Origin of the sequence: Cellulophaga omnivescoria, assembly GCF_001999725.1 — a bacterium.
Classification (GTDB): Bacteria; Bacteroidota; Bacteroidia; order Flavobacteriales; family Flavobacteriaceae; genus Cellulophaga; species Cellulophaga omnivescoria.
On sequence record NZ_MDDP01000024.1, the window covers coordinates 1 to 17,670 of the forward strand.

General features: G+C 31.0%; 12 protein-coding genes and 1 tRNA gene. 8 read left to right on the forward strand and 5 right to left on the reverse strand.

The window, feature by feature from the left end:
- Positions 1-345: 345 nt before the first annotated feature.
- The 3 genes from BFJ87_RS11400 to BFJ87_RS11410 are packed head-to-tail and all read left to right on the forward strand — an operon-like array spanning position 346 to position 3,647.
- Positions 346-1,566 (forward strand): bifunctional alpha/beta hydrolase/OsmC family protein, encoded by a 1,221-nt coding sequence (locus BFJ87_RS11400; RefSeq protein WP_077404447.1) that lies wholly within the window; start codon positions 346-348, stop codon positions 1,564-1,566.
- The gene (gene egtB / locus BFJ87_RS11405; RefSeq protein WP_077404450.1) at positions 1,559-2,707 is read left to right on the forward strand and encodes an ergothioneine biosynthesis protein EgtB; all 1,149 of its coding nucleotides are present in this window, start codon (positions 1,559-1,561) and stop codon (positions 2,705-2,707) included. The genes BFJ87_RS11400 and egtB overlap by 8 nt, the downstream gene beginning before the upstream one ends.
- Position 2,708: 1 nt before the next feature.
- Entirely contained in the window at positions 2,709-3,647 is a 939-nt protein-coding gene (locus BFJ87_RS11410; protein WP_077404453.1) for an L-histidine N(alpha)-methyltransferase, read from the forward strand.
- A 106-nt stretch (positions 3,648-3,753) separates the two neighbouring features.
- Here BFJ87_RS11410 and BFJ87_RS11415 read toward each other — a convergent pair whose 3' ends face one another.
- On the reverse strand, positions 3,754-4,635 hold the full coding sequence (locus tag BFJ87_RS11415) for a sterol desaturase family protein (RefSeq protein WP_077404456.1): 882 nt from the start codon (positions 4,633-4,635) through the stop codon (positions 3,754-3,756).
- A gap of 151 nt (positions 4,636-4,786) precedes the next feature.
- Between BFJ87_RS11415 and BFJ87_RS11420 the strand changes: the two genes are divergently transcribed.
- Positions 4,787-5,926: a sodium:calcium antiporter gene (locus BFJ87_RS11420; protein WP_077404459.1), complete on the forward strand. Its 1,140-nt coding sequence runs from the start codon at positions 4,787-4,789 to the stop codon at positions 5,924-5,926.
- A gap of 73 nt (positions 5,927-5,999) precedes the next feature.
- Here the strand turns inward: BFJ87_RS11420 and BFJ87_RS11425 are convergent, their stop codons facing one another.
- Entirely contained in the window at positions 6,000-7,937 is a 1,938-nt protein-coding gene (locus tag BFJ87_RS11425; protein ID WP_077404462.1) for a CASTOR/POLLUX-related putative ion channel, read from the reverse strand.
- A 625-nt stretch (positions 7,938-8,562) separates the two neighbouring features.
- Here BFJ87_RS11425 and BFJ87_RS11430 point away from each other — a divergent pair.
- Entirely contained in the window at positions 8,563-10,125 is a 1,563-nt protein-coding gene (locus BFJ87_RS11430; RefSeq protein ID WP_077404465.1) for a M28 family peptidase, read from the forward strand.
- A 117-nt stretch (positions 10,126-10,242) separates the two neighbouring features.
- Here the strand turns inward: BFJ87_RS11430 and BFJ87_RS11435 are convergent.
- A tRNA-His gene (locus BFJ87_RS11435) sits at positions 10,243-10,318 on the reverse strand.
- A gap of 276 nt (positions 10,319-10,594) precedes the next feature.
- On the opposite strand from BFJ87_RS11435, the gene BFJ87_RS11440 reads away from it, so the two are divergent.
- Complete coding sequence (locus tag BFJ87_RS11440) at positions 10,595-12,661, forward strand: tetratricopeptide repeat-containing sensor histidine kinase (protein WP_077404468.1); 2,067 nt, start codon at positions 10,595-10,597, stop codon at positions 12,659-12,661.
- Between the two features lie 135 nt (positions 12,662-12,796).
- Entirely contained in the window at positions 12,797-14,851 is a 2,055-nt protein-coding gene (locus BFJ87_RS11445) for a tetratricopeptide repeat-containing sensor histidine kinase (protein WP_077404471.1), read from the forward strand.
- On the opposite strand, the gene bshB1 is transcribed toward BFJ87_RS11445, so the two are convergent.
- Together bshB1 and BFJ87_RS11455 are read right to left on the reverse strand one after the other, a co-directional pair.
- The gene (bshB1, locus tag BFJ87_RS11450) at positions 14,852-15,568 is read right to left on the reverse strand and encodes a bacillithiol biosynthesis deacetylase BshB1 (RefSeq protein WP_077404475.1); all 717 of its coding nucleotides are present in this window, start codon (positions 15,566-15,568) and stop codon (positions 14,852-14,854) included.
- Between the two features lie 11 nt (positions 15,569-15,579).
- Positions 15,580-16,731 (reverse strand): trans-sulfuration enzyme family protein, encoded by a 1,152-nt coding sequence (locus BFJ87_RS11455; RefSeq protein WP_077404478.1) that lies wholly within the window; start codon positions 16,729-16,731, stop codon positions 15,580-15,582.
- Positions 16,732-16,869: 138 nt separating this feature from the next.
- Here BFJ87_RS11455 and BFJ87_RS11460 point away from each other — a divergent pair, with 138 nt between their 5' ends.
- Positions 16,870-17,670, forward strand: a complete 801-nt coding sequence (locus BFJ87_RS11460) for a zinc metalloprotease (RefSeq protein ID WP_077404481.1) — start codon at positions 16,870-16,872, stop codon at positions 17,668-17,670.

The window sequence follows — 17,670 nt, forward strand, 5'->3', positions numbered from 1 at the left end:
TAATCAAAAAATAATAAAAAACTGGATAACAAGAACTTAATTTATATTTAAACTATCAAAATAATGCGTTTTAAAAAAAATACCAATAAGTATATAGCGTGTTTTTAAACAGAATAAAAGTACAAAATGTAGATAGCATTAAAAAAGCTATACAAGTTTAAATTATAAAAAATTACAATTCATACTTACTTATCAGTTTTTAGCACTTATACCATTACAAAAAGAGTATAAAAATTACCTTAACTTAAATATTGAAAAACCTTTTTACAAAACCTAAATTCTATCAAAATTACAATTGCTTTTATTACAATTTTTCTAAGCACATAAACACTAAAAAATTAATGAATGAAGAGCACTAGATTACATATAAAGAATAAAAATGGTTTACAGCTACAAGCCTACTTAGAGCTACCTGCCAACCAAAAACCAAACTACTTTGCCATTTTTGCACATTGTTTTACTTGTAGCAGCACATTAACAGCTGTAAAAAACATTAGCAGGTCTCTTACAACGCACGGTTTTGGGGTTCTTAGGTTCGATTTTACAGGACTTGGACGCAGTGAAGGTGAGTTTGCAGACAGTCATTTTTCAGCAAATGTAGATGACTTAATTGCGGTAAACAATTACTTAACTAAAAACTATAGTGCTCCCTCCCTATTAGTAGGGCATTCTCTAGGTGGTGCAGCAGTTATTGTTGCAGCGTCTAAACTAGCAAATATTAAAGCTGTTGCTACTATTGGCGCACCTTCTACTGCTAGTCACGTAACACATTTATTTACCCACGATATTAGCAGTATTCCAGAAAAAGGAAACGTAGAAGTTAACATTGGTGGCAGACCTTTTAAAATAAACAAGGAGTTTGCAGAGGACTTTAGCAAAACAGACTTACCAAAAATAACAAAAGAGCTCCGTAAGCCCATTTTAATTCTACATTCACCTATAGACACCATTGTTGGTGTAGATAACGCTCAGGAGCTTTATTTAAACGCACACCACCCTAAAAGCTTTGTTAGTTTGGATCAAGCAGATCACCTACTAACAAACTCAACCGACAGTATTTATGCTGGTAATGTTATTGGTACTTGGGTACAACGTTATTTTGAGCCAAAAGAAAATGAAATGCTCTCTACAGAAGGCGAACAATTGGTTGGACACCTTAACTTATTGGATGATAATTTTACAACAACCATACAGACTAAAAATCACACCTTAATTGCAGATGAGCCAGAAGGTATTGGAGATGATTTTGGTCCGTCTCCTTACGATTTTTTAAGTGCTGGTTTAGCTGCTTGCACTGTAATGACATTAAAAATGTATGCGCAACGCAAAAAATGGGATTTACAAGAAGTTTTTGTTTATATTACGTATGCTAAAAAACACAGCGCAGATTTAATGTTGGATGTAGACAAACCAACTAAATACGACCATCTTTCTAAGAAATTAAAGTTTGTGGGCAATCTAGATGACAAACAAAAACTAAGACTTAAAGAGATAGCATCTAAATGCCCTGTTCACAGAACATTACAAAGTGATATTATTATAGATACAACAATAGTAAATGACTAATATAAAAGACGCATATTTAAATACCCGTAACCGTTTTATTAAAATTTGTAAAGACCTTAAAACCGAAGATTATTCTGTTCAACCGGCAGAGTTTGTGTCGCCTCCTAAATGGCATTTGGCACATACCACTTGGTTTTTTGAGCAGTTTATTTTAAAAGAGTTTAGTGCAGAATATACCGTTTATAATGACGATTTTGCTTATCTTTTTAATAGCTACTATAACAATGCTGGCGAACGCGTTTTACGCCCAAACAGAGGCCTAATGACACGCCCAACTGTGGATGAAGTTTACGCTTATAGAAATTATGTAGACAGTAAAATGATAGACTTTTTAGATACTAACCCATCTAAAAAAGCCATAGAAATTATAGAACTAGGCATAAACCATGAGCAGCAACACCAAGAGTTATTTTATTATGACATTAAATACATTTTTGGTAATCAGCCTACCTTCCCTACCCTTAAAAATAGTATAGCATTAAACGACATAACACAAAAGCAAGAGTTTACTACTATTAAAGAGGGCGTATACCAAATTGGACATAGCACTTCTGGTTTTAGTTTTGACAATGAATTGGGCGTACACAAAACATATCTTCATCAATTTAAAATTAGCAACAATTTAACTACTAATGCAGAGTATATTGCATTTATAGAAGCCGGTGGCTACACCAATTTTAACCTTTGGCACGCAGAAGGCTGGGATTTTATTACCAAAAACAACATTATTGCTCCTTTATACTGGCACAAAGTTAAAGGCGTTTGGCACTACTATACATTAAATGGTTTTAAGCCTGTAGAACCAAACAAGCCGGTTACCCACATTAGTATGTATGAAGCCTATGCCTATGCGGAATGGAAACAAATGCGCTTACCTACAGAGTTTGAGTGGGAAGTTGCCGCGGAACACCTAAATTACGGTGAACTTTGGGAATGGACCAATAGTGCTTACTTGCCTTACCCAAATTTTTCTAAAGCCCCTGGTGCTTTAGGTGAATACAATGGTAAGTTTATGATTAATCAACACGTGCTTAGAGGAGCCTCTATAGCAACACCAGAAAACCACAGTAGAAAAACATACAGAAACTTTTTTCAGGCAGATATGCGCTGGTTATTTTCTGGAATAAGACTTGCACAATAATATGGACTATACTTTTGATAAAGATATACTAGATGGCCTAACTGCGCCCAAGAAACACCTATCTTCTAAATACTTTTATGATGATGCTGGAAGCAGAATTTTTCAGGAAATTATGCACATGCAATCATACTACTTAACAGATAGTGAATTTGAAATCTTATCGCTTCAAGCAAAACAAATTGTAGATGCATTAGAGTTTAATGTACCGTTTAACATTATAGAATTTGGTGCTGGTGACGGTTTTAAAACATTTAAACTCTTAGAGTACTTGGAGCAAAATAATATAGCTTTTCATTACATACCAATAGATATTAGCAAAGAAGCTATAGATATGCTTACAAAAAAGCTAAAAGAGCGTTTGCCAAATGTATCTATTAAGCCAAAAATTGGCGACTATTTTAAAATGCTTAAAGAGCTTAAACAAGATACCACACCTAGCTTACTACTATTTTTAGGAAGTAATATAGGGAACTATGCTTATGATGAAGCTACAGAACTACTACAGCTTTTTAATAAGAATATGAAGCCTAATGATAAGTTATTAATTGGTATAGATCTAAAAAAGAACCCTATTACCATACACAATGCGTATTTTGATAAAGACGGAATTACCAAACGGTTTAACCTTAACCTTTTATTGCGAATTAACAGAGAACTAGAGGCCGATTTTAAAATTGATGATTTTGATTTTTATTGTCACTACAACCCAACTAACGGAGAGGTTAAGAGTTATATTGTAAGCCTTAAAAAACAGCAAGTTTACTTAAAAAAACTTAATAAAGTAATAGACTTTAACCAAAATGAACTTATTTGGACAGAGTTATCTAAAAAATATGATCTTACTGAGATTGAAGAGTTAGCACTAAAAACAAACTACACTGTTGTAACCAACTTTTTAGATTGCAAACACTATTTTACAGACAGCCTTTGGGTAAAGTAAGATTTTAAAAATCACAAGCAAACCTTTTTTACGTATTAGTATTTATGTAAAAAAGGTTTTTTTATAGACAATTACAATTTAATTAAACTATAAAAATCAATAAACACTACTCTACATTTTTATCTTTTGTAAAACCGTATAAATTTTGCTTTACAAATCCTTTAGGAAAATGCTCATCACCCTCAAAACCCAAACGTATAGTACCACTATCTTCTGGTATGTAGTTTGTTTTAAAAATATAATCCCATAGGCTTAAACTAATTCCAAAATTAACACCATAAGAGCCTTCTGGTATTGTATAGGCGTGGTGGTATAAGTGCATTACAGGATTATTAAATATATATTTTAATGGTCCCCACGTGATTTTTATGTTAGAATGGTTAAAATGACCAATTGTTATAGCAAAAAAATGGACTATAAAAGCCTGCTCCGGTTCAAAACCGCCTAAAATTAAAACACCAAAGGTCTTTAATGGTTTATATAATACGTTTTCCATCCAATGGTAACGCAAATGAGCAGCAAAACCCATTTCTTTAACACTATGGTGTACTTTATGAAAATTCCAAAATACAGGAAACTTATGTAGTAAAAGGTGTGTAAACCATTGCACAAAATCCAAAACAATAAAAAACACCAACAACTGTAATCCCATACTCCATTTAGAAATATCTACAAGAGCCAAGCTTTTTACTGTAACACCAAAAGAATCAAAAAATAACTCTAAAACCTTATAAAACCCGCTAATAACAATTGAAAAAACAAAGAAGTTAAAAAACATATAGAAAAAATCTAACCAAAAATCTTTTCTAAAAATTGATTGGTTTTTACGCCAAGGAAACAAAATTTCTAAGCTCCAAACAAGCAACGAAATTAACAATAAGCCCCAAAAATAATTGGTATACCAAGGCACATCAAAAATTATAGACTTCCAAGTCCAACTTAATGATCCTGAAAATGCATTTGTAAAAGCTTCTAAATAATTATTCATAACAAAAATAAGAGTCGTAAATATCTATATTTTCTAACAAACACTCTGCAACATTAGTTACATATTAACCGGCTGTTAACGGTTACCCAAAATATTTTTTAACATTTTCTATTTAATTTATTTAAATTTACCCAAAACCAACAAACTATTTATGGCAATTTTAACTTCACTAGGACTCATTTTAATTACGTGTATTATAATTTGGAGAGCCTGTGATGGTTTTGAAATGGCTTCTAATTACCTTGGACGAAATATGAAAGAAGGCATTAAAGGTGCTACTATAAACGCAATAGGAAGTAGTTTGCCAGAACTTTTTACCACACTATTTTTTTTATTTGTTTTAAAAGATAAAGACGGTTTTTCTGGAGGAATAGGAACAACCGCTGGAAGTGCAGTGTTTAACGCTATGATTATACCTGCAGTTGTAATTTTAGTTGTTATTGGCAAAAAAATAACCTCTAAAATTGAGGTTTCTAAAAAAGTGATATACAGAGATGGTATTTCTTTAATTTTAGCAGAACTTGCCTTAATTTTTGTAATAAGCGGAACCTCTTTAAATTGGATACACGGCTTAATTTTAATGGCACTTTATTTTGTTTACGTTGGTTATATGCTACTTAGTCAAGGACCTGGAGAAGTAGAAAACGATTACGAAGAAGAAGCCGATGGCGGTAACAGAGCGGTTGCTTTATTTAAAGGAGATTTAGCAACTGTAGTTTTAGGAGATTCTAAAATTAACCAACTTAAAGCTATTTTATTATTATTAATATCTGTTTTATTTATTGGTTTAGCTTGTTTTTGGTTGGTAGAAGCTTGCCAAGAGTTTGGCGCAGCAACAGGTATGCCTATTTACTTTGTTTCTGTTGTTTTAGCATCTGCAGCTACAAGTGTACCTGATACAATAATTTCATACAAAGATGCTATGAAAGGTAATTATGATGATGCTGTTGCAAACGCTTTGGGTAGCAATATATTTGATGTTTGCTTTGCTTTAGGATTTCCGCTATTCTTATTTACCTTAATATACGGACCAATAGAAATGAGTGCAGAAACCATAGAAAATATTGGTCAGCTACGCGTTTTACTCCTTATTTTAACAGTTATTGTGTTTTTTATCTTCATTTTATCTAAAAAAGGGATAAAAGGTATACACGCAAAGTTACTATTACTACTGTATATGTTATTTGTAATATATTCTGTAGGCAAAGGCTTGAGTTATGACATACCTTTAATTAATGAAGTTTCTAATGGTTTGTCTCACATATCACACTGGTTTACAAGTATTATTTAAGACTAAGCACAACAAAAAAGAGGAGTTTATTTTATAGAATAAACTCCTCTTTTGTATATTAAAACTACTTCTTTTACAATTCGTCTTCAGACAAAACAATTAAGAAGTCGTTTTCTTGCAGTTCTATTTCTGTGTCTTTTGATAAGTTTAGTGTAATACCAAAATTATCACTTAAACGCTTGCTTAAATCACCTTTTCTAACACCTAAACAAATTTCATCTCTCTGCTGCGCGCAAAATATAGCATCTGCAAAACTTAATTTTTGAGGAAAGGTATCAAAATAAAGCGTTGCAGGTTTTACATAAATCTCACTACCATCTTCAGAGAAAATATCATCATAAAAAGTTTTCATTAAAGCCTCTTCGCTTAACTGCGCTAAAATCATTGTAATTAGCTTATTACTAATTATAAAATCGTCTACATTAGTTTGTGTAATAATTTCTTGATTTTCTGAGTTTAAAACTTGCGTTATAATATGTAAACCATCTGCACTTTCTACAAGTTTTCGTAATAGTAACAAAATAATTAAAGTATCAGAATCTATTTTATCTGCAGATTGCTCTTCCATACTCTGAGACAAAATTACAACGGTATCATAACTTGCAGGATTAATTTCCTCTAGCTTGTGCAGATCTAAAGGATTAGAGTTGTGTAAATTAATATTAAAGTCTGGATATAAATCTCTAATTTCTGTGACTACTGCCGTTAATTCATCTGTAGGTTCATCAAATAAAATATCAAAATCAGAGCCTTCTAATAAATAATCTGTAGCTTCTTCTATAAAAACCTCGGCTACTTTATGCCAACCTAATATTAAAATTCGTTTTTTCTTTTGCTCTAAACGTACATTTATTATTTTTTTATCTTTTTTAGGAAAAAAATGCTGTTTACCTTCAAAAGATATAGTAGAGTCATCTTCTGCTAAAATTACTACAGAATCTCCATTATTAAGCACTGTATCTACCGGAGGTCTTAACACCAAACCTTGTTCTTTAGTGTAAATTCCTAGCGGAATACCATCTTTTAAATAGTAACTTAACTCCCCAAAAGGTACTTTGTTCCAATTATCTTCATAAAAATAAATTTCACAACCATCAAAAGACAAAATCTCTTTATACACAGAGTCTAAACCACTTGTTAAAGATGTTTGTATTAATAATTTCCCCATAATATTCCAGCTATCAATAGCAATAATATTATCGTCTTCAAAAAAGCTTATAATATCTCTTTTTTCTTTTGTAAAAATCTCGGCAATTATTGGCAGTTCATTTTTTCCGTTTTGGCAAGCCGTTATAGCTAATATAGATTTAACAGATTGTACATCACTAGCTTTCTTTTTGCTTAACGTGGCACTCTCTGAACAACTAGCAAGTATAATAATAGATCTTGCAGACTCTAAGTTTATACGTTTAAGTTCGTTAATATTAGCATAATCTCCTTGTGTAGTAATTACTTCCGTTGTCATCATATCTGGCAAACGCTTTGTAATTAAGTTATCCATTTCTTCTTTATCTGTATTAGATAAAATAACTACAGACGCTTTAGACTCGCTTTCATTTGCTAAAATTAATTCTCTAATTACGTCCACAACACGCTCATTCCAACCCAAAATAATGGTATGGTTATTTTCTATAACTTTACCTCTACCTTTTCTAAAATCATACAACATAGTATCTAAAGCTGTTGTAATAAAACCAATTAGCATAGATAACAATATAACACCAGTTAAACCAGATAATACAGTTAAGACCTTTAAAAAAGTAGGCGCATCATTATCTTGGTTCATATTACCAGGATCGGTCATTTCTAAAAAAGTAACCCAAATATCTCTAAAAATATTACCAGTATAGTCTAAACTAGGAAAAAGATTTATTAGTAATAAGCGTAAACCTACAAGAAATACAAATACAATAATAAATATAATTAAAAGGCTCTTAAAGATTGATGAGCCTCCTTTGCTTAAAAAACGTTCTGCTTTGTAATTTAAACGTTCAGAAAAAGAGTTTTTCATAAATAAAGGTTGGTTATACGTTTTAAAAATTTGGTTAACTTTTGTTTCAGCTATTAATTTTAATTCATTTTACTGCAAAAACCGCATAATCTTCCTCATCAAAAAAACCTCTACTATACCTATTTAGAACCTAAAGTTTACCTTTACAATTAAAAATAGATAAAACTCTAAAAAACAATATTTTACACTATTTTTAAAAGTATTTTTTAGTTCTTACCAGTTATAATACAGTTTTATAAGCATTTGTAAATCAAATAACTATTTAAGTTAAAATAACAGTTTTATTAGAAAGTTATTGCACTAAAGGTAAATTTCTTAACTAAATGTTAATGTAAAAGTTAAAAAGGAACACTAATGATTAACAAATTGTTTCGCTTTTAGGTGAAAAGGAAATTTAATGCCAAAATCTATTAAAAAAAGCAGTTTACGCAAACACACATACATTATTTAATTCACATAACTTTAATAATAAAAATAAAAATACGTTTATAAAAGGATAAAAATTAAATTTAAAACACAATTAAAACCCAATAAAATTACTTTTTTAACAAACAACATAACAAGTATAGCTATATCCCCTTTTTTTAGTACTTTTCAGATTACAAGAACAATTAAAAATCCAAATATGAAAAAACTAGCATTTATAGCCCTAGCTTTGGCTATAAGCTGTAATTCTACTCAGAAAACTACAGGAGAAAAAAAGTCTGAAAAAGCAACAGAAGTAAATCCGGAAACTTACGGTAAAACCATTACAGAAGCCGAGCTAAAAGCTCATTTATACACTTACGCATCAGACGAATTTGAAGGCCGTGAAACAGGTAAGCCAGGACAAAAAAAAGCTATTGAATATATAAAAAAAGAATATGTTGGTTTAGGTATTAAGCCAGCAAAAGCAGACGGAAACTATTTTCAGGATGTTCCTTTAGAGATTTCTAAACTTCCTACAGGTTCACTTAGTGTAAATGGCAAGGAGTATAAGCTTGGAGAGGATTACGTTGCCACTACTGCTGCAACTGGTGATTTTACAGATGTAGTTTATATAGGTTTTGGTATTGATGAAGAAAACTACTCTGATTACAAAAACTTAGATGTTACTAATAAAATTGTTGTAGCCAAAGTTGGCGAACCAAAAAATGAAGACGGTACTTATGTTGTGTCTGGATCAACTGAAAAATCTTCATGGGGTAACCCATCTGAAGCTTTAGCTAAAAGAGTTGAAGCTGCTCAGAAAAAAGGAGCTAAAGGTATTATTTTTTATGATGAAAATAATTACCCAAGATACCAACAGTATTTTGCACAAATGTTAAAAAGTGGTAGAGAAAGAATTTCTCCAAAACCAGCTACACCAAACAAATTTGCTACTATATTAGTAAATACTACATTGGCCAATGCAATTGTAAAAGATATTGCTACAGATAACACTCCAAAGGTTGTTAGCACTGCTTTAAACATAGATTTAAAAAGCGGAAACAAAGATGTAAAATCTGAAAATGTTGTAGCTTATATTAAAGGTTCTGAAAAACCAAATGAATACCTTGTAATATCTTCTCACTTAGACCATATTGGTGTATCTGCAGACGGACAAATAAATAATGGTGCAGATGATGACGGTTCTGGTACTGTTGCTTTATTAGAAATTGCTGAAGCATTTAGAAAAGCAGAATTAGATGGTAATGGACCAAAACGTTCTGTTGTATTTTTACACGTTACCGGTGAAGAAAAAGGCTTATTAGGATCACAACACTACACAGATGTAGACCCAATTTTTCCTTTAGAAAATACAGTTGCCAATCTTAATATTGATATGGTAGGTAGAATTGACCCTAAACGTGAAGGAGATAGAAACTACATTTACCTTATTGGTTCTGATAAATTAAGCTCAGAATTACATAACTTATCTGAAGAAGTAAACAAAAAGTATACAAATGTTGTTTTAGATTACACTTATAATGACGAAAACGACCCTAACCGTTTTTACTATAGAAGTGATCATTACAACTTTGCTAAAAACAACATTCCAATCATCTTTTATTTTAATGGTACTCATGATGATTATCACCAACCATCAGACACACCAGATAAAATTAATTACGATTTGCTAGAAAACAGAACCAGATTAGTTTTTTATACAGCATGGGAAATTGCTAACAGAGCAAATAAATTAGTTGTAGACAAAGCTACTGAATAAGTAATAAAACATAAATTAAAAAAACCTCTACTAAATTAAGTAGAGGTTTTTTTGTATCATTTATTGTAACAATTAAAAACAAAAAAGCCTTGTTAATATTAACAAGGCTTTGCTTTTGGGTGGAAGACCGGGTTCGAACCGGCGACCCTCGGTACCACAAACCGATACTCTAACCAGCTGAGCTACATCCACCATTTGTAAGCGGATGCAAAGATAATTTTTTTTATTTTATCTATCAAACAATTTTGCATCATATTTTCACTATTTTAAAAATTAGATTGTAACGTGCTAATTATCAATATTTATCGTAATTTTACCCCTGTTCTTTATTTTTACCAAGTCGACAATAGGTTAAAAAAAACGGTTCAAACACACAAAAAATGACATTTCACAACATAAATTAGTCAAAGCATATGCTTACATATAAATTCACGTTTAAGTTATAACACTAAGATTATTTAAAAAATTAATGCCTTCAGAATTTAAAAACAAAGTGTATTTTTTAATTAACAAAAAGCTATACTTTACGCTAGTTTTTAGTTGTATTCTATTTTTTAGCAATACAATAATTGCCAGTAAAAGTAAGATTCTTACAGTTAGTAATGATATAGTACCTAAGGATACTATATACATAAATACATTAAATAGTAAAGCCAAAAGGTTACGCTTTTACAATTCTGATAGCCTATTAATTTTAGCAAATAAAGCATTAAAATTAAGTGAAGAGCTAGAGTACACTTACGGTATAAGCAATGCCTTATTACATACTGCTAATTATTATTCTGATGCCGGTAATAGCAAAAAAGCAAATATATTATACAACAAAGCGCTGCTAGAGAGCAAAAAAATAAATGATAGCCATTTACAACTTTCTATAATGAACAACTTTGCACAGTCTCATTATTACTTTGGGGACTATGCTAGCTCGTTGGCTATTTACTTAGAAGGTGTAGAATTAGCAGAAAAAAACAACAATAACAGAATGCTTTCTGTTATGAATGAAAATATTGCTAACCTCTACTCTGCTCAAAAAGATTATGACCAAGCTTTATTATTTTTAAAAAAATCTTTAAAACTTAATTTAACACTTAAAAACGATTTTAATTCTGCAAAAACATTGTGTAACTACGCTTATTTACAAAGTGAAATAGGCAACATTAATAATGCAATGTTTAACATTAATAAAAGTATAAGCATTTTTGAGGAATACAATAATATTAGGTGGATTGCTAAATCTTATAGAGTTAAAGGCGATATATACTTAAAGCAAAAGAAATATGAGTGGGCTATACGCTGGTATGACCAAAGTTTTCACTTATACGACCAAATTAAAAACAATAGAGACAAGTTAAACCTGCTAAGCGGTCTAGCTTATGCCCATTTTGGCAATAAAAATACAGATACCGCAGAACTTTATGCATTAACAGCCTACGAAAATGCTAAAGAACTTAACTCTATTAAAAATATAGAAAGTGCAGCAGATATACTGTACAAAATAAATAAACATAAAAAAGATTTTGAAAAATCACTTTACTTTCATGAGCTGTACGAGAAGGTAACAGACTCGCTATCTAGAAATGAAAATAAGCGTAGCTTATTAATGTTACAAACTAAAATAGAAAGAGATAAACAAAAGGAAACTAAAGAGGTTGAAGACAAGCTAGAAAACGCCAAACTTAGGAGTGCTATTTATATAGGTACATCTATATTAGTAATTTGGGCTATTATTACTTTTATGATGTCTAGAAGTAGAAAAGCACACAAAAAATTAAATACAGAACTGCAGTTAAAACAAGTAGTTTTAGAAAACAGAGAAGAAGAACTGCAAGAAATAAATGAAACCAAAGACAAACTATTTTCTATAATTGCACACGATTTAAGAGGACCAATTGGTGCTTTATTAGATGTACTAAAAATGATGAAATCTGGAGACTTAGCTATAACAGAGTTTAGAGATTTTGTACCTAAATTAATTAAAGATGTAGACCATATTTCATTTACCCTAAACAACTTATTGTCATGGGGACAAACACAAATGAACGGTGCAACAACAAATACCACATTAGCAGAATTAAATACGTTAGCAGAAAACAACATTAATTTACTGGCAGAAACAGCAAAAAAGAAAAATATTACCTTAATTAACGAGATTCCAGATAATACTATAATTTTTTCTGATCCTAACCAAATAGACATTGTTATTAGAAATATTATTAGCAATGCTCTAAAATTTACACCAAAAGGTGGTAAAATAACTATAGATGCTCAAGAAAAGTATCAATTTATAGAAGTAACTATAAAAGATACAGGTATTGGTATGAGTGAAGAAGATTTAAGCAAAGTTTTTGCACCTAACCAGAGCCATACCACATTTGGAACAGACAATGAAAAAGGTACCGGTTTGGGCATATCATTAAGTAAAGAAATGGTAGAAAACAATGGAGGAAATTTATGGGCAAAAAGTAAGTTAGGAAAAGGAACCATATTTTATTTTACTGTTCCAAAAGGAGAAGACAATTATCAATATACATTATAAAACTGTTCTATTTTTTTAAATTCATAATGTACACTAACAATTAATATGTTAATTATATTTTTAGATTAAAACACTTGCTAAACTCATTAGTAATCAATATATTGCTAGGCATTTTTACCCATTTTTTACTAGAGCATGAACATAGGTTTACATAAATATTTACATAAAAATATCTTCCTGTTTACTATTGTATTTATTTTAGCTTTTACAGTAAATTCTCAGACAAAAATAGATAGTATTACCGCCTTAGTTGAAAATGCATCCAAAAATTTAAAAACTAAAGAAGACAAAAAACAGTATATAGATTTGCTCACTTCTTTAGCAAGTCACTATACCTACGACAATATAGACAGTTTAAAATCAATATCAGATAAAGTCTATAAATTAAGTAATAATTTAAATTACAAGAAAGGTAAAGCAGATGCTATAGCTCATTTAGCTTATTACAACTCTTACCAAGGAAACTCAGACTTAGCAATAGAACAGTTAAATGAAGCTTTAAAATTAGCCAAAGAAGCTAATTACGTTAGAGGCCAAATAAATATTTTAAACCAAATAGGTTCTGAAAATGCGTATGTTGGTAAAAATAGTGAGGCATTAAAAGCTTACTTAGAAGGTGCAGATATTGCTGAAGCCAACAACAATAAGGTACTACTTTCCTTTATAAAAGACAATACGGCAAGTTTATACGCCACTCAAAAAGACTATGCACAAAGTATTGCTCTTTACGAAGAGGTTAATAAACTTAATAAAGAAATTGGCAACCCTATATATATTGCAGAAACATACTCTAATATGTCTGACATATATATTAGAACAAATCAATTAGACTTAGCAACCGAATATATTGACAATAGCATTGCTACTTTTGAGAAAGAAAATGATAAAGAGTGGCTATCTTATTGCTACATTAACAAAGCCAGAATTTTAATAAAGCAAAACCAACCAGAATTTGCACTTAAATGGTTAGATATTAGTGAAAATATTTTAAAAGATTTAACAGATGATAGAACTATAATATCATTAGAAAATGCAAAGGCTAAAGCCTATTTAGGTTTAAACAATACCGAAAAAGCAGAAACTTCTGTAAACAAAGCTATAGAAATTGGCTCTAGGTTTAATTTATTAGAAGAGCTAGAAGAAGCTTATGAAACTTTATATTTAATACATAAAAAAAATAATGATTCAGATTTAGCTCTTAAAAGTTTAGAGTTATTTAAAAAAACATCAGATTCAATCTTAAGAAGAGAAAATAGCAACAGCTTAGGTGCTTTTAAAACTAGAACAGAATACGAAAGACAAAAAAGAGATACCGAAGCCGAAGCTAAAAAAGAAATAGATAAGCACCAGAATTATCTTTTTCTTGCAATTGCCGCATTAATTGTACTTAGCTTTATTTTACTACTTATAAAAATACAAGCCAACACAAGAAAGAAACTTTACAACCAGCTTATAGAGCAAACAGAAGTTTTAAAAAAGAGAGAAAATGAGCTTGAAAATATTAACAAGACTAAAGACAAGCTATTTTCTATAATTGGTCACGATTTAAGAAACCCAATTGCCGCACTACAAAGTTTACTAGATATGTTTGTTTCAAAAGATGTTGAAACTGAAGATTTTTTAAGTTTTATACCTAAATTAAAAAGTGATGTAGATGCGTTATTTTTTACTTTAACAAACTTACTTTCTTGGAGTAGAACACAAATGAATGGTGGTTCTACCACTCCTAGTAATGCTAAAATGTACAATTTAGCACATAATAACATTAATTTACTATCTGAATTAGCAGAAAATAAAAACATTAAAATTACCAATTCTATACCAAGTAACACTATTGTTTGGGCAGATAAAAACCAAATGAGTGTAGTTGTGCGTAATTTATTAAGCAATGCTATAAAATTTACCAAAACCGGTGGAAACATAACAATTACAGCTACAGAAACAGAAAACAGCTGGATAACTAGTGTACAAGATTCTGGTATAGGTATAAAGCCAGAGTTAATAGATGAGTTATTTTCTAGTGATAATGCAATTGCAGTATCATATGGTACAAATAACGAAAAAGGAACCGGTTTAGGCCTACCATTGTGTAAAGAGATGATAACAAACAACCAAGGTACTATTTGGGTAGAAAGCACCTTGGGTGAAGGTAGTATATTTTATTTTGAACTTCCTAAAACTGGTAGCTAACTAAATTAACTTATCTAGACTACTCACTGCTACATAACGCTCTACTGTAAAACCTTCTGCGTGGTCTACTCCTATTAAACGCCCTAAGTCTTGCGCTCTATATGTAACACTTTCTAAAAAATTCTGACTTGTAATTGGTGTTTGCGGAGCTGTGCTATTTGTATCATAAAATTGTGTTTTGTATGCCAAAACAGATTTTACTTTGGTTTGTATAAAACCACTAACATCTACAACAAAATCTGGTTTAATATTTTTCCATTGTATGTAATGATAAACGTGTTTTGGCCTCCATTTTTCCTGCGGCTTACCTTCAAAATCTGTTTCTATTTTTAACAAACCACTTAAAAAACAAGCATCACTAACTAATTTACTTCCTTTACCGTGGTCTATATGCCTATCATCAATAGCATTACACAACACAATCTCTGGTTGGTATTTACGTATCATTTTAATTATTTGCAATTGATGCGCTTTATCATTAACAAAAAAACCATCTTCAAAAGCTAAATTTTCTCGTATGCTAACACCTAAAATTTTAGCGGCAGCTGTTGCCTCTGCATCTCTAGTTTTGGCCGTACCTCTAGTACCCAATTCACCTCTGGTTAAATCTACAATACCAACTTTTTTACCATTTGCAATTTCTTTTGCTATTGTAGCTCCTGCTCCCAGCTCTGCATCATCTGGGTGCGCCCCAAAAACTAATATATCTAACTTCATTTTATTCTAATCTATTTTACCTTAGCTAATGCTTGTTCTATATCAGCTATTAAATCTTCTACTTCTTCTATACCAACAGAAAAACGAATTAAACCATCCTTAATACCTTGTTTTTCTCTTTCTTCTGCACTTAATAGAGAATGAGATGTTTGCGTTGGCGACAAAACAGTACTTTCTACCCCTGCCAAACTCATAGATGGTTTTATAAGTTCTAATGCATTTTGAAAGTTCATAGCATTTATGTCGTCCTTAAGCTCAAAAGATAACATACCTCCAAAACCTTTCATTTGTGACTTTGCTAGTTCGTGGTCTGGATGCGACTCTAAACCAGGATAATACACAACTTCTACATCTTTATTTTGATGTAAATATTCTGCCATTTTTTGGGCATTTTCATTCTGAGCCTTTACTCTTATACCCATAGTTTTCATACTACGCTCTAACAACCAAACGGTGTAATCACTTAAACTACCTCCAAAATTTTTAGCTAGCTGAAAAATCTTATCTATATTTTTAGCTGATGATGCTACAGCACCTGCACAAATATCGGAATGTCCACCCATATATTTAGTTGCACTATGTATTACAATATCAATTCCAAAATCTATTGGATTCTGGTTTACAGGACTAGCAAAAGTATTATCTATCATAGAAACCAAATTGTGCTTTTTAGCCAAAGTAGCAACCGCTTTTAAATCGGTTATGGTTAGTAAAGGGTTAGATGGTGTTTCTATATAAATAACCTTAGTATTTTCTTTTATTTTGGCTTCAAAATCTTCTGCTTTTAATCCATCTGTTAAAGAGTATTCTATTCCAAATTTAGAAAACTCTTCTTGTATTAAATTATAAGTGCCACCGTATAATGTTTTTTGTAAAACAACATGGTCTCCCGCGTGTAAAAACGCCATTAAGGCAGTGCTTACTGCCGCCATACCACTACCAAAAATTAAGCCAGCCTCTGTATGCTCTAATGCAGCAACTTTTTTACACAAGGCCTCTTGGTTTGGCGTATTAAAATATCTTGGATACCTTTTTACATCTACACCTTCAAAAGCGTAAGAAGAACTCATATATAATGGAGACACAGCCCCTTTAAATTGTTTATCTTCTACTTCTCCTGTGTGAGTACAAATTGTATTTAAACCTGCCTTAGATTGCTTCATTTTAGTTGTTTTAGTTCTTTTTTAGTTGGTCTATCAAAGTTACAAATTTAGAACCTAAACAACCTAACAAATCTATTTTCCATTACACACCGTATATAAATATAACAACAGTATAAAAAATTGAATAAATACCAACAAATGACATTTAAAACTATAGTATACAGTATTTTAATATGTAGTTCTTTTATTGCCTGCTCTACAGATAGCGAATCTACTCCTTCTTTTACAAATGATAATAATGAAATTATAACAGACGAAATTAAAGAAAGAAACAGAAAAAACGTTGGTTCTTCTGCTAATGACCTATTATCTAATACAACTTATAAATCTACAGTTATTGAAATATTTTATGTAAAAGATTTTAAGCCAACTGATGAAACTATAGAAAATTTTAAAAATTTTATTACTGAAAGGCTAAACAAGTCTAAAGGTTGGGAATTAAGGTTAGAAGAAATAACGGTTCCTGCAAAAACATCCTACACTGCAGATGATATTATTGCAATGGAAAACAACCTGCGCACCCAATACAATACAGATGATAAAATAGCAGTTTTTGGTATTTATTTAGATGCAGAATATGCTAATAACACAGAAGAAGGATCTGTTTTAGGTATTGCTTACCAAAACACATCTTTTGCTGTTTTTGAGAATACTGTAAAAGAATTTAGCAATAAACCATTGGCACCAAGCAGAACAGTACTATCTTCTACTGTGCTAAATCATGAATTTGGACATTTACTTGGTTTGGTAAATAATGGATCTACAATGCAAACCAGTCACCAAGATACTGCACACGGTAAACATTGTAACGTAGAAAACTGCTTAATGTATTGGACTGCAGAAACTGGCGAAGGACTTTTAAACTCCATTACCGAAGGTAAAATACCCACTTTGGATGCGCAATGTATTGCAGATTTACAAGCTAATGGCGGAAAGTAA

Coding starts and splice junctions, on each gene's coding strand:
- BFJ87_RS11455 (WP_077404478.1), bottom strand. CDS start 16,731: ATGAAGCAATCTAAGGCAGGTTTAAATACAATTTGTACTCACACAGGA.
- BFJ87_RS11410 (WP_077404453.1), top strand. CDS start 2,709: ATGGACTATACTTTTGATAAAGATATACTAGATGGCCTAACTGCGCCC.
- egtB (WP_077404450.1), top strand. CDS start 1,559: ATGACTAATATAAAAGACGCATATTTAAATACCCGTAACCGTTTTATT.
- bshB1 (WP_077404475.1), bottom strand. CDS start 15,568: ATGAAGTTAGATATATTAGTTTTTGGGGCGCACCCAGATGATGCAGAG.
- BFJ87_RS11430 (WP_077404465.1), top strand. CDS start 8,563: ATGAAAAAACTAGCATTTATAGCCCTAGCTTTGGCTATAAGCTGTAAT.
- BFJ87_RS11440 (WP_077404468.1), top strand. CDS start 10,595: ATGCCTTCAGAATTTAAAAACAAAGTGTATTTTTTAATTAACAAAAAG.
- BFJ87_RS11460 (WP_077404481.1), top strand. CDS start 16,870: ATGACATTTAAAACTATAGTATACAGTATTTTAATATGTAGTTCTTTT.
- BFJ87_RS11400 (WP_077404447.1), top strand. CDS start 346: ATGAAGAGCACTAGATTACATATAAAGAATAAAAATGGTTTACAGCTA.
- BFJ87_RS11445 (WP_077404471.1), top strand. CDS start 12,797: ATGAACATAGGTTTACATAAATATTTACATAAAAATATCTTCCTGTTT.
- BFJ87_RS11425 (WP_077404462.1), bottom strand. CDS start 7,937: ATGAAAAACTCTTTTTCTGAACGTTTAAATTACAAAGCAGAACGTTTT.
- BFJ87_RS11420 (WP_077404459.1), top strand. CDS start 4,787: ATGGCAATTTTAACTTCACTAGGACTCATTTTAATTACGTGTATTATA.
- BFJ87_RS11415 (WP_077404456.1), bottom strand. CDS start 4,635: ATGAATAATTATTTAGAAGCTTTTACAAATGCATTTTCAGGATCATTA.